The organism is Cohnella thermotolerans DSM 17683 (assembly GCF_000429825.1).
GTDB classification, from domain to species: domain Bacteria; phylum Bacillota; class Bacilli; order Paenibacillales; family Paenibacillaceae; genus Cohnella; species Cohnella thermotolerans.
Map to the genome: position 1 here is coordinate 1 of NZ_AUCP01000074.1, position 13,310 is coordinate 13,310.

Consider the following 13,310-nt stretch of genomic DNA (forward strand, 5'->3'; position numbering starts at 1 on the left):
AGTTGATACAGTTCCCGTTCGGAGTGGTTGAACAGATACGAAAGCAACGTCAGTCGGACGATCCGCTCCGGATCGGCAGCGGGACGCCCAGTACTCTCCGTATACAGTGGTGCCACCCAATCATAGACCATAGAGAAATCGATAGCTTCGTTCAACTGGCGCAAAATGTGCTTTTTCGGCACGAGTTCATCCATGTCGATGAATTGGAACAACTGAGGCTGGATGGTCGACGACTTACTTGCTTTCATGCTCAATCACTCTTTCAATGGTCGTGTTACTGTATAATTCGACAAAACCGTGGTAAAAGCCTGCTTGGCGGACTTTTTCACCGGACTTTTAGAGCTGCACAAGTTCGCCGCCCAAGCGCTTAAGCCGCCGAAACTGCCGGAATTGCTCGAATTCGTCGAACGACGAGCCGGCTAATCAGACTATTGTTGTATTTGGCAGAATGTAACGAACTCCAGAATCCTTATTTGCGGCAAAACGGCTGTTTTCGAATGGTAACGAACCTGAGACACGCTAAGTCGGAATAAACCGGTCAAATGAGCGACTTACGAGCCCAATAACGGTTTTCCAGTTCGTTAGAATCTCATCATGAAGAAATAGGGCCGAATAGCGTGATCTCGGTTCATTAGCGCCGAAGCCAGGCGGCAGGTGGACGCCACGTGCTGTCGGAACCGGGAAAGGTTTGGGCGGTGGTGCATTCTCGAACCTGATAGAATGAAGCAACGTCGCTGCGGCGGGGATATAGAGACATTGGGGTCTTTCGACAGAAGAATGTGTTAATAGATGGTAGATCCAGGTTGGTGCTGCGACGGGAGGTGAGCGGATGATCGAAGCGGAACGGATATGGATGTCCTATGGGGGCGTTCGCGTCTTGGACGATGTCGGTTTCGACGTACGGGAGAAGGAATTTTTCGGCATCATCGGGCCGAACGGAAGCGGCAAGTCGACCTTGCTGAAGCTGCTGTCCGGCGTGGAGAAGCCGGGCGGCGGGACGGTTCGTTTCCGCGGCAAGCCGGTCATGGATTACGCCCGCAAGGAGCTTGCCCGCGAGATGGCGGTGCTGGAGCAGGATCCGCTGCCGCCGGTCGGCTTCACGGTGCGGGAGGTCGTCGAGATGGGGCGGTATCCGCACCGGAACTGGCTCGGGGACGAGCCGGAAGATGGCGACCGGCTGATCGGCGCGATCATGGACAAGCTCGATCTCGCCGTGCTGGCGGAGCGGACGCTCGAGCATTTGAGCGGCGGCGAGAAGCAGCGGGTCGCGCTGGCGAAGGTGATGGCGCAAGAGCCGCTGCTGCTGATGCTTGACGAGCCGACGACCTACCTCGATATCGGCCGGCAAATTCAGTTGATGGACCGCATCCGCGAATGGCAGCAGGAAGCGGGCCTGACGGTCGTCGCCGTGCTGCACGATTTGAATCTGGCGGCGCTCTACTGCAACCGCCTGCTGCTGCTCCATCGCGGCCGGGTGGTCGGAATCGGTTCGCCGGATGCGATTTTGACGCCCGAGACGCTGGGCGGCGTCTACGGCGTCAAGCCGATCGTAACGGAGCATCCTGTGCACGGCGTTCCGCAGGTGATGCTGCAGCCCGGCGGATGGACCGGCCGCGATTGATAGGACGCGGGCTGAGGGGCCTTGCCGCTATTGTGTGTAGGGGCAAAAGCTAGTCAAGGCGCGAAATAGCGGACGATGGCGGAAAGAGAGTAACCGAGTGCCTCACCTGATGCACGGCAAAATGCGCAGGCGGAGCAACGATACGGAGGTGCAGGGATGAACAAACTGCAAGATGCGATTCAGGCGATCCGGCCGCTGGACCGGCGGGCGATGGAGGAGACGGCCCGCAGGCTGGACCGGCTGACGAAGCCGCCGGGCAGCCTCGGCAAGCTGGAGGAGGTGGCCGTGAAGCTGGCCGGAATCGCGGGCGAGACGGTGGCCGCCCCGCCGAAGAAGGCGGTCGTCGTCATGGCCGCGGACCATGGCGTATGCGCGGAAGGCGTCAGCGCGTTCCCGCAGGAGGTGACCGGCCAGATGGTGCATAACTTTCTGGCCGGCGGAGCGGCGATCAACGTGCTGGCGCGCCAAACGGGAGCCGAAGTCGTCTGCGTGGACATCGGCGTCCTGGGCGAGCTGTCGCACGAGCGGCTCGTATCCCGCAAAGTCCGGGCGGGAACGGCCAATATGGCGCGCGAAGCGGCGATGACAAGAGAGGAAGCGGTGCGCGCGATCGAGGTCGGCATCGGCCTGGCGGGTGAGCTGGCGGCGCAAGGCGTCGGTCTGTTCGCCACCGGCGAGATGGGCATCGGCAACACGACGCCTAGCGCCGCGATGCTGGCCGCGTTCGGCGGCCTTGACCCGACGGAAGTCGTCGGCCGCGGAACCGGACTGGACGATGCGGGGGTAAGGCGCAAAGAGGAGACGATCCGGCGGGCTCTCGACACGAACCGGCCCGACCGAACCGATCCGCTCGACGTGCTCGCCAAAGTCGGAGGGCTGGAAATCGCCGGCCTCGCCGGCCTCATTCTCGGCGCGGCGGCCGAACGCCGGGCGGTCGTCATCGACGGGTTCATCTCGACCGTCGCCGCGATTGCGGCCGTCCGTCTCGCCCCCGCCGCGCTGAATTACCTTCTTCCGTCCCACCTCTCGGAGGAACGCGGACACCGTCTCGCCCTGCGCGAGCTCGGGCTCGAGCCGATGCTGCACCTGCAAATGCGGCTGGGCGAAGGGACCGGAGCCGCGCTTGTTTTTCCGCTTGTCGATGCGGCTTGCAACGTGCTGGCCCAGATGGCGACGTTCGACAGCGCGGGCGTATCCGAAGCTTAGGACGGACGAGGCGACGAAGGAGGCGGCAACGGAGATGGTCGTGCTGGTAACCGGCGGGGCGCGCAGCGGCAAAAGCGCCTTCGCCGAGAAATACGCCGCGCTGCGGGCGGACAGGGGCACATACGTGGCGACGGCCCAGGCGCTGGACGACGGGATGCGCGAGCGGATCGCGCTGCACCGCAGCCAGAGGGAGCGCACCGGGTTCCGCTGGGAGACGCTGGAGGAGCCGAACGATCTGGCAGGCGCGCTTGATCGCCTCAAGGCGGAGCCTGTCGTGCTGGTCGACTGCCTGACGCTCTGGCTGACGAACGTGCTGCTGGAGCGGGAAGAAGACGAGGCGGCGGCCCGGGAGCGCACGATGCGGCGGATCGACGAGCTGCAAGCCGCGCTGGCCGGCTACCCAGGCAACGTCATTCTCGTCACGAACGAAGTCGGAGACGGCATCGTGCCGGAATATCCGCTCGGCAGGCTGTACCGCGATCTGGCCGGCATCATGAATCAGCGGATCGCGGCGGTCAGCGAAGAGGTGTTCCTCGTCACCGCGGGCATTCCGGTGGAGCTGCGCCAAATCGCGTTTCGCTGGCCGGGAGCGGACGTCAAACCATGATTTTTTATTCGCCGGAAAAGGCCATTCTGATCGCGCTGCTCGCCATTGCGGTCGATTGGCTCGTCGGAGACCCCGTCCGGTTGCCCCATCCGGTCGTCGGGATCGGACGCCTGATCTCGACGTTGGAGAAAAGACTGCTCAGACCGGAAGCCGCCTGGAAAGTCAGGGGCAAGGGCATCGTGCTCACGCTGACCGTCACGCTCGCAGCGATGGCCGCCGCGTGGGGCGTCGTTGCGCTTGCCCGCTGGATTCATCCGTGGCTCGGCTTCGCGGCGAACGTCTGGCTTGTCTCGACGACGCTGGCGGTCAAAGGTTTGAAGCAGGCGGCCATACGCGTCTATGAGCCCCTGATCCGAGGGGATATGGCCGAAGCGCGTGTAAAAGTGGGCTGGATCGTCGGGCGGGACACGGACGAACTGGACGAGAAGGAAGTGTCGCGGGCGGCGGTCGAGACGGTGGCGGAGAACACGGTCGACGCGTTCGTCTCCCCGCTGCTGTTCGCGTTGATCGGGGCCGCGCCGATGGCCATGCTGTACCGCGCCGCGAATACGCTCGATTCGATGGTCGGCTACCGCAATGACAAATACCGGTATTTCGGCTGGGCGTCGGCCCGGTTGGACGACGCTTTGAACTGGATTCCGGCCCGACTGACGGGCTGGCTGCTCGTCGCGGCCGCGGCCTGCATGAAGCGGGCATCCGCTGCGGACGCGAGGCGGGCCGTTCGCCGGTTTGCGCGGCTGCATCCGAGCCCGAACAGCGGCATTCCCGAGTCGGCCGTCGCCGGCGCGCTCGGCATCGAGCTCGGCGGGACGAACCGCTACGGCGGCGTCGTCAGCGAGCGGGCCCGGATGGGCTGGCCGCGCCGTCCGCTCGAGCCGGACGACATCATCCGTTCGGTGCGGATGCTGTACGGCACGAGCTATATAATCGCGGGGGGATTGCTGTGCGTATGGCTCATCATAGCGTTCGGAACGCGCTAAAAGCGTTCGCGGCCGCGCTGCAGTTTCTGACGCGGCTGCCGGTGCCCGCCCGGCTTGCGGGCGCCGCGCACGAGGACGGGGATTTTCGGCGGAGCGTGGCGTTTTTCCCGGCGGCGGGCTTCGTCATCGGCGTGCTGCTCGCGCTCGCGGGCTGGCTGCTCGGTTCGGCGCTGCCGCCGCTGGTCGCCGCCGTTCTCGTAACGGTTCTATGGATCGGCGTCACGGGAGCGCTGCATATGGACGGGCTGATGGATACGGCCGACGGGCTGCTCAGCCACCGTTCCCGCGAGCGGATGCTGGAGATTATGAAGGACAGCCGGGTCGGCGCGATGGGCGTCGTGGCCGGAACGCTGGCCGCGCTGCTGCGGGCGGCGCTGCTCGCTTCGCTTCTTCCCGGGCAAGGCGCCTTCGCGGCGGCGGTTCTGACGGTCGTTCCCGTCTGGAGCCGCGCCTTCCTGGCGACCGCTATCGCGGGCTGGCCCTACGCGCGGGCGGACAGCGGCGGCGGCTTCGGCGGGCTGTTCCGCACCGTCAAGGCGAAGCACGCGCTGGCCGCCGCTGCGCTCGCTTGCCTGCTGACCGCCGCTGCGCTTGCGGTCACGGACGTCTGGCCGTTCGGCCAAGCCGCCGTTTTCCTGCTCGCGGCTGCCGCTGTCACCTACGGCGCCGGCTCGCTGCTGGCGGCGTCGGCATCCCGCAAGCTCGGCGGGCTGACGGGCGACGTTTACGGCGCGCTGAACGAGTGTATCGAATTGGCACTGCTGCTCGCGGCAGTCGCCTATTTGTACAACAGCTGAGTAGGGGGGATAGCGGGATGCTGGAGAGATACGGACACGGAGGCGACTGGACGACCGCGGAGGAACGCTACGGGCGGCCGGAAGGCGGCTGGCTCGACTTCAGCGCCAACATGAACCCGGCGGGGCCGCCGGAATCGGTCGGGCGGATTTTCCGCGACCATTGGCGCGAAATCGTCCGCTATCCGGATCCGGCCGTGCGCGGCTTAAGGAGCAAGCTGGCGCGGACGTACGGGATTTCGCCGGACAGCATTCTCGTCGGCAACGGTGCGGCCGAACTGATCGATCTGACCGTGCGCGGCTTGCGGCCGCAAGAAGCGCTGCTGGCGCAGCCCTCTTTTAAGGAATACGAGGACGCGCTTCGCAAGGAAGCCGTACCGATCAAGCCGCACCTCCTGTCCGCGGAGGAGGGCTATCTTCCCGGCAGCGCCGCGGCGGCAGAAGCAAGCGGCTTGTCCCGGGACGGCTGCGTGTTCCTCGGCCACCCGAACAATCCGACGGGGCGGCTCGTTCCGCGCCGGACAATGGACGAGCTGCGGCGCTCGGCTCCGATGCTGCTGCTGGACGAAGCGTTCATCGATTTCGTGCCGCAGGAGGAAGACGTCTCCTTGCTCCGCGAAGCGGCGGAGTCGGAGCGGCTCGCCGTGTTCCGCTCGATGACGAAATTTTATGCGATTCCCGGCATCCGCCTCGGCTTCATGGTCGCCCACCCGCGGCGAATTGCCGAGTTGAAGGCGCTGCAGCCGCCCTGGAGCGTCAACTTCCTCGCCCAGCGGATCGGGGAAGCGGTGCTGGACGAGCGGGAGTACGCCGCCCGGACCCGCGCCTGGCTGCAGGAGGAGCGGCCGTGGCTGACGGACCGGCTGAGCGAACTGAACATAAACGTCTGCCCGAGCGACGTTAACTACCTGCTCGGCGAGCTGCCGGCCGACGGGGGCTGGACGGCGCGCGCGCTGCAGGACTATTTGGCCGGACGGGGCATCTTGCTGCGCGACGCCTCCTTGTTCCCCGGGCTGACCGAACGCCATTTCCGCATGGCGGTGCGGCTTCGCGAGGAGAACGAGCGGCTGCTTCGGGAGCTGGAGCAAGCGTTCGCGAAAGGAGCTCCCGCCCATGCGTGAAGCGCGAACGATCATGCTGCAAGGAACCGCCTCGGACGTCGGCAAAAGCGTTCTTACCGCCGCCCTGTGCCGGATTTTCAAGCAGGATGGCTATCGGGTAGCTCCTTTCAAATCGCAGAACATGTCGAACAACTCTTACGTGACGCCGGACGGCAAAGAAATCGGGCGCGCGCAGGGGATGCAGGCGGACGCCTGCGGCATCGAGGCGACGACCGACATGAATCCGATTTTGCTTAAGCCGACGAAGGACATGGTCTCCCAGGTCGTCGTCCACGGCAAGCCTTATCGCGATCTGGATGCGCGGACGTACCGCGAGCGCTATTTGCCGCAGGCGGAGGCGATCGTCAAGGAAGCGCTCGGCCGGCTGCGGCAGCGCTTCGACATCGTCGTCATCGAAGGGGCGGGCAGCCCCGCCGAGATCAACCTGAAGGAACGCGACATCGTCAACATGCGGTTGGCCGAGTGGGCCGACGCACCCGTCCTGCTCGTCGCCGACATCGACCGGGGCGGCGTGTTCGCGTCCATCGTCGGGACGCTGGAGTTGCTGGAGCCTCACGAGCGCGAGCGGGTTCGGGGCGTCGTCATCAACAAATTTCGCGGCGACGTCTCGCTGCTGCAGCCGGGAATCGATTGGCTGGAGCGGCGGCTCGGCAAGCCCGTGCTGGGCGTCGTGCCCTATTTGCCGCAGCTCGGCCTGGAGGACGAGGATTCGGCTTCGCTGGACGGCAAAGGAGGGAAAGGTCTGACGGCAGTCGCGCCGGCCGGAAGCCGTCCGATCGACATCGCCGTCCTTCGCTATCCGCGCATCTCGAACTTCACGGATGTCGACGCGCTCGCTTCCGAGCCGGACGTGCGCTTGCGCTACGTCACGGACCCAAGGGAATGGGGCGAGCCCGATGCGGTCGTGCTGCCCGGCAGCAAAAACACCGCGGAAGATTTGCTTTTCCTGCGGGAGACGGGGCTGGAGGCGAAGCTGCTCGCCTACGCGGAGCGCGGGGGCCGGATCGCCGGCCTGTGCGGCGGCTACCAGATGATGGGCCTGCGGCTGCTCGACCCGGACGGCGTCGAGTCCGGCCGCAGCGTGACGGAGGCGCTCGGCCTGCTGCCGCAGGAGACGACGTTCGCGAAGGAGAAGCGGACGGTGCGCGTCGCGGGATCGATCGCCGCGGGAGAGGAAGGGACGGTCGGCCTCCCCGTGGAAGGCTACGAGATCCATATGGGCGTGACGGTGAACGTCGGTTCCGTCCGGCCGCTTGTCCGGCTCCGGACGGCGGACGATCCGGAGGACGAGCGTCCCGACGGCGCCGTCAGCGAGGACGGCCGAAAGTTCGGGACGTATGTGCACGGCCTTTTCGACAATGACGCCTTCAGGCGTTCCTGGCTGAATGCCATTCGACGCGACAAAGGCCTCGGTCCCGCAAGCCCGGAGACGGCTTATCGGGACGGGCGGGAGCGTTCGTTCGACCGGTTGGCGGCGCATGTCCGCCGGCATCTCGACGTTGCGCGAATCTATCGAATGCTGGAAGGAGAATGAGCGATGGACAAGCCCAGCAAAGAGCGGGGACTCGTGCTCGTCTACACGGGGGACGGCAAAGGCAAGACGACGGCGGCGGTGGGGCTGGCGGTGCGGGCGGCGGGACGCGGCAAGCGCGCGCTGATCATTCAGTTCATCAAATCGCCTCAGCGCTCGTACGGGGAGCAAATCGCTCTGAGCAAGCTGGGCGTCGAAATGGTGCAGACGGGCGTCGGCTTCACGTGGACGAAAACGCCGGAGGAGCACCGGGCGGCCCTGCGAGAAGGCTGGCGCTATGCGAAGGAACGAATCGCAGGCGGTGCTGCGGATGTCATCGTCCTCGACGAGATCAACAACGCGCTGTCCATCGAGCGCTTCCCGGTGGACGACGTGCTGCCGCTCGCCGAAGTGCTGGACGTCATCCGCAACCGCCCGCAGGGGATGCATGTCGTGCTGACCGGCCGGAACGCGCCTCCGGACGTCCTCGCGATGGCGGATCTGGTCACGGAGATGCAGGCGGTCAAGCATTACTACGACGAAGGCGTTCCGGCGGTTATGGGCATCGAGATGTAATCCGAACCGGCGCGCATGATGAGCTCGGTTGAAGCAAGGTTAGCGGTGTAAGCCGACATCAGCGGCTTAGAGAGCCGCGCAGCTCAAGGCACTTTTTTTTGGCAACTTTTTTCTGACAAATTGATACATATTGTCTCTATTATCCTCTCAAACGACCCTCTACCAACCTCTCGTCCCGGGAGGCTTTTTGTTGGTTTGTCCACGATTTCCGCGAAAAAATGGGCTTATCCACGCTCGTTCTCCCCTGTCCACCGGTGAAACTTTCCGTATCGTTTCTGCGTTTTATGTTCATCATTCAGGAATTAGTTCCACGCTTGTTCATTTCTGAATGATCTCCGCAAAGCTTCTTCGTCGTCAGACGACGCCGAAGGCGTTCTTGCTTGATCCATTGCAACCGTACGCTCCCGGGCTTACGGAATAAGGAGGAGACAGATGAGCAGAATGGGGAAGTTGCTGATGTTCGTTTTGCTGTTCGCGCTTTGTTTGCCGTCATGGGCGGCCGGAGCGCAGACGCTCTCGACGCAGCAGAAGTTTGAGGCGCTGAAGGAGAAGGGAATTTTCACCGGCTTCAGCGACGGCAGTTCCCGTCTTAACGACCCGATGACGAGGGAGCAGTTCGCGGCCGTGCTGTTCCGCTTGTGGGGTATGGAAGAGACGAGGCCGGCCAAAGCGACGTACAGCGACGTGCTTAAGACGCGCTGGTCGTACGCGGAAGTGGAGGCGGTCAGCAAAGCCGGGCTCATGCAGGGAACCGGCAACGGCAAATTTTCCCCCGTTACGCCGGTGACGGTGGAGCAGCTCGCCGCGGTGCTCGTTCGCGCCTACGGCTACGAGGGCACGGGCTCGACGCCGGTAACGGGCAAAGCCTCCCTGTGGGCGCGCGGGTCCGTCAGCATCGCGCTCGACCACAACTTCATTCCCGTCCAGGCCGACTATACGGCTAATGCGACGCGCGCCCTGCTCGTCGAAGCGGCTTATGCCGTCGATCAGGAGAACGGCGGCAAGCTGGACGTGAGCTCCGTTCAACCGCTCTCCAACACGACGCTTCTCGTAACGTTGAACAAGGCGGTCAAAGCCGCGGACGTCTCCCGTTTCTCGCTGCGGAACGCGCAAGGCGGTTCCATCGCGATTCTGCAGACGACCCTTTCGACAGACGGCAAGAGCGTCACGGTGCTGACCGGACCGCAGAGCGCATCCGTCGTTCACACGCTGTTCATTGACGGTACGGCCTGGCGGTATACGGCGGTATCGGATTCTTCAAGCGGCGGTTCGAGCGAAATCAATCGGCCGCGCATCGTCTCGGTCACCAACCTCGGCAATCAAACGATCAAGCTGACGTTCTCGAAAACGTTGAACCGCTCGACGGCGGAAGACCCCGACAACTACGAGGTGACGAGAGGCGATCTGGATTTGCTGTCGTTCGAGCTGTCCGACGACCGGAAGTCCGTGGTCATCGCCACTTCGGAGCAGGAAGACGGCTACTCGTACCGGCTGACCGTGCGCGGCGTGAAGGATTCGTCCGGCTACTCGATGGCTACGCGCACCGACGTGACGTTCAAGGGCGTCGACGACAACTCGAAGCCGACGGTCAAATCCGTGACGAACCTGGGCAACAATACGCTCAAAGTCGTGTTCAGCGAGAAAATCAACGTGAACGACGCCAGAGACACGGACAATTATTTGCTCGATAACGGACTGTACGTGTACCGGGCGACCGTGGCGTCCGACGGGCTCACTGTCACGTTGTACACGAACGCGCAGGAGGACGGGCAGGAATATAAGCTGACGATCCGGCGCATTGCCGACCTGTCGGGCAACGAGCTGGACACGAAGAGCTTTACGTTCACCGGAGGGACCGACCGAACGAAGCCGACCGTCGTCTCCGTCTCCGTTCAGGGCAACTCTTCGGTTCTCGTGCAATTCAGCGAGAAGGTGAACGTATCCCAGGCGACCAACAAAAGCAACTACAGCATCGACAACGGACTCTCGGTGCTTAGCGCCGTCATAGCGGACGGAGGGAAAGCCGTCGAGCTGACGACCTCGAAGCAGAAGGACGCGGTGCTGTACAATTTGACCGTCAAGGGCATCGCCGACCTGGCGGGCAACGTGATGGATAAGCAATCGAACCTGTGGTTCGGCGGGGTCGTCGACAACACGCCGCCGACGGTAACCGGCATCGCCGCCGCCTCCAAGCAAATCGTGCTCACGTTCAGCGAACGGCTGAACAGCGCTTCGGCGACCCGCACGAGCAACTACAAGCTCGACGGCGGGCTCTCCGTCCAAAGCGCGAAATACGACGACGCCAAGCGGACGGTCACGCTCGCGACTTCGGCGCAGACGCCGGGCGCGGTCTACACGCTGACCATCAACCAGGTCATCGATTTAAGCGGTTTGTCGATCCAATCGAACACCCGGCTGCAATTCGTCGGAGCGGGTTCGGATACGGCGGCGTCCATCGCGCTGCAGTCGCTCTCCGCCGTCGACCAGAACACGGTGCAGGCGACGTTCAGCCGGGCGCTGTACGACGCCGACATCGCTAAATTGAAGCTGGCTATTATCAAGGACAACGGGGCGAATCTGTCCAACGAAGGTTGGAGTTCGTACGTGTCGCGCAAGCCGGGGACGGACAACGTCGTCACCGTCCAGTTCCGCACCGAGAAGGAAGCCAACCCGACGCTGTTCAAATCCGGTCGCGTCTATATCGGCCGGGTGACGGGCATCGACGGGCTGCTGACGGACAAAGGCGCGAACGAGAAGCCGTTCGCGGGCACGGAGAAGGCGAACAAAGCGCCTTACGCAGTCGCGGCCGCGGCGGTGAACGACCAGGCCGTGAAGGTGACGTTCAGCGAGCCGGTTCGCAACGTCTCCCCGGCGGGCTTCGTCATTCTCCGTGAAGACGGCTCGAGCGTGCCGATCCGTTCCGACAGCGTGGGCGACCCGGGCCGCGTCGTCACCGAAGCGGTGCTCTATGCGGACGACGAGCTGAAGGCGGGCCAAACGTACTGGCTGCAATTCCGCGGCAGCGTCACGGATGCGGCGGGCTGGAACGCCATTCAGACGAAGGACGGCTCGCACACGTACGAACTGTCGTTCAAAGGAACGTCGGCCGTCAACCAGGCTCCCCGGATCGACCGGGTGACGTCCAAGGACCGCTATACGTTCGAAGTCAAGTTTACGAAGCCCGTGCGCATCGGCGATCCGAAAGGCTTCACGCTCTACAACGAATCGGACCGCGACAGCGAGATCAACATCGACAAGAACGGCTACGCCGTCTACGTCCAATCGGACGACCGCACGGCGTTGACCGTCTACCTGAACGCGAACAAGGAGCAAACGCTGCAGTCCGGCAAACGGTACCGGCTCGAATACGACTCCCGCGAAGGCCAAATTACGGACGATTTGGGAGAGGCGCTGCGCGGCACCTCCGACACGATCGAAGCCGTGTTCACTTCGAACGGCGCGGCGAACGCCAGACCGTCGATCTCGAAGGTGGAAGCGAGGGGGTCGGCGATTCTGATCACGTTCAGCGAGCCGATTACGGGCTATACGAACCAGACGGACTTCTTCGACATCGAGATCGGCGGCCGTTCCGTCAAGCCGACGTCGGGTTCGCTTCAGGGCCGCACAGTCGCGCTGAGCGTTCCCGCCCTGACGTCCGGCCAGATCGGCAAGCTCCATATTTCCTCCGAAGGAGCCAAGGCGATCCGGGATTACAACCAGCAGTCGCCCGAGACGGACGATGTCGCCTTCGGGGTTCAATGACAAGCGGCAACGGCCGTAAATCGCCTTAACCGGGCTGCGGCCCGCAAGAAGGACGCTCCGAAGGGAGCGGCCTCTTGCGGGCCGTTTGTCTTGACGGCGATCAAGCACTCGTCAGCCAGGCGTCCGCTCAAGCGTGCTTGCCAAAACTTGAGGAGGCCGGATCCGGCTTGCGGAACAGCTGCCGCAGGCTGTCCCAGTTGGCGATGACGGTGCCGGCGACGATGGCGGCTCCGCCGAGCGCCATGCTCCACTCCAGCGCCTCGCGGTAGAACAGCGCGCCGATGGTCAGGGCGATCAGCGGCGAGACGTACAGCCACGTCGAAGGAAAGACGGGGTTCGTCCTGGAGACGAGCCAGGCGAACAGGGTGTGGCCGACCATCGAGCCGGCGACGGTCAAGTACAGCCAGGAGCCGAGCGCGTCCGGCCGGAACAGTTCGATTCCGCCCATGTTCTCCGTCCCGAACGAGAGGAGGAGCAGCATCAAGCCTCCGTACATCATTTGGGCCGCGTTGATCGCCACGGGGGAGACGGCGGGCAAGCGCTGCATGACGCGTTTGGAATACAAAGCCCCCGCAGAATAGAGGAATTCGCCGGCGAGAATGACGACGCTTCCCGCCATCCAATGGCCGTCGGCCGACACCGCGAGCCGGGGAAGCATGAGCAGGAAGACGCCGAGAAAGCCGAGGAGACAACCCGCAAGCGACAGCGGCGTCGTTCTCTGACGCAGGACGGCGGCTTGCAGCAGCATGACGAACAACGGTCCCGAGGCGGACAGCACGGCCGCGATGCCCGATTCGACGTACTGCTCGGCCCAATACAGGGCGGCGAACGTGCCGAACGTCAGGGAGAAGCCGGCAATCGCCATCTCCCGGCGCAGGAGCAGGGAGAAGCCGGCTTTTTTCCTCCAGGCCATCCAGGCGAACAAGAGAAGACCTGCGGCGAGAAAGCGCGTTCCGGCCGAGAAGAAGGGCGGCACCGAAGCGTCGACGCCGATTTTGATCGCCAGGAACGTCGTTCCGAAGATCAGGCAAATGAGCAAATATCCAGCGATAACCATGTTTACTCCTCCTTCGCATGTATGTATCATACCGGAAGGCGATTAGACCAGATGGAGGGATATAGAACAGATTCGG

11 protein-coding genes are annotated in these 13,310 nt (G+C 63.7%); 9 read left to right on the forward strand and 2 right to left on the reverse strand.

Features of this window, described 5'->3' with window-relative positions; genetic code table 11:
• Window positions 1-248, reverse strand: a 248-nt coding sequence (locus tag G485_RS0114330; RefSeq protein WP_027093124.1) for a transposase, incomplete at its 3' end; no start/stop codon positions are given.
• Between the two features lie 581 nt (window positions 249-829).
• On the opposite strand from G485_RS0114330, the gene G485_RS0114340 reads away from it, so the two are divergent.
• From G485_RS0114340 to G485_RS0114380, 9 genes are all read left to right on the forward strand, one after another.
• Window positions 830-1,621 carry an ABC transporter ATP-binding protein gene (locus tag G485_RS0114340; protein WP_027093125.1) on the forward strand — a complete coding sequence of 264 codons (792 nt, stop codon included), beginning with the start codon at window positions 830-832 and terminating at the stop codon, window positions 1,619-1,621.
• 156 nt (window positions 1,622-1,777) lie between these two features.
• Window positions 1,778-2,827, forward strand: coding sequence for a nicotinate-nucleotide--dimethylbenzimidazole phosphoribosyltransferase (gene cobT, locus G485_RS0114345; protein WP_027093126.1), 1,050 nt, complete (start codon window positions 1,778-1,780; stop codon window positions 2,825-2,827).
• A gap of 34 nt (window positions 2,828-2,861) precedes the next feature.
• The gene (cobU, locus tag G485_RS0114350; protein ID WP_027093127.1) at window positions 2,862-3,434 is read left to right on the forward strand and encodes a bifunctional adenosylcobinamide kinase/adenosylcobinamide-phosphate guanylyltransferase; all 573 of its coding nucleotides are present in this window, start codon (window positions 2,862-2,864) and stop codon (window positions 3,432-3,434) included.
• Window positions 3,431-4,414: an adenosylcobinamide-phosphate synthase CbiB gene (cbiB, locus tag G485_RS0114355; protein ID WP_027093128.1), complete on the forward strand. Its 984-nt coding sequence runs from the start codon at window positions 3,431-3,433 to the stop codon at window positions 4,412-4,414. Before cobU ends, cbiB begins: the two co-directional genes overlap by 4 nt.
• A complete protein-coding gene (gene cobS, locus G485_RS0114360) occupies window positions 4,384-5,211 on the forward strand; it encodes an adenosylcobinamide-GDP ribazoletransferase (RefSeq protein ID WP_027093129.1) in 828 nt (275 codons plus the stop codon). The genes cbiB and cobS overlap by 31 nt, the downstream gene beginning before the upstream one ends.
• A gap of 17 nt (window positions 5,212-5,228) precedes the next feature.
• Complete coding sequence (gene cobD, locus G485_RS30440) at window positions 5,229-6,329, forward strand: threonine-phosphate decarboxylase CobD (RefSeq protein ID WP_027093130.1); 1,101 nt, start codon at window positions 5,229-5,231, stop codon at window positions 6,327-6,329.
• Window positions 6,322-7,863 carry a cobyric acid synthase gene (locus G485_RS30445; RefSeq protein ID WP_027093131.1) on the forward strand — a complete coding sequence of 514 codons (1,542 nt, stop codon included), beginning with the start codon at window positions 6,322-6,324 and terminating at the stop codon, window positions 7,861-7,863. The genes cobD and G485_RS30445 overlap by 8 nt, the downstream gene beginning before the upstream one ends.
• Window positions 7,864-7,866: 3 nt before the next feature.
• Entirely contained in the window at window positions 7,867-8,415 is a 549-nt protein-coding gene (gene cobO / locus G485_RS0114375) for a cob(I)yrinic acid a,c-diamide adenosyltransferase (RefSeq protein WP_027093132.1), read from the forward strand.
• 432 nt (window positions 8,416-8,847) lie between these two features.
• Window positions 8,848-12,177 carry an Ig-like domain-containing protein gene (locus G485_RS0114380; protein WP_027093133.1) on the forward strand — a complete coding sequence of 1,110 codons (3,330 nt, stop codon included), beginning with the start codon at window positions 8,848-8,850 and terminating at the stop codon, window positions 12,175-12,177.
• Window positions 12,178-12,304: 127 nt separating this feature from the next.
• On the opposite strand, the gene G485_RS0114385 is transcribed toward G485_RS0114380, so the two are convergent.
• Window positions 12,305-13,234, reverse strand: coding sequence for a DMT family transporter (locus G485_RS0114385; RefSeq protein ID WP_027093134.1), 930 nt, complete (start codon window positions 13,232-13,234; stop codon window positions 12,305-12,307).
• Window positions 13,235-13,310 lie beyond the last annotated feature (76 nt).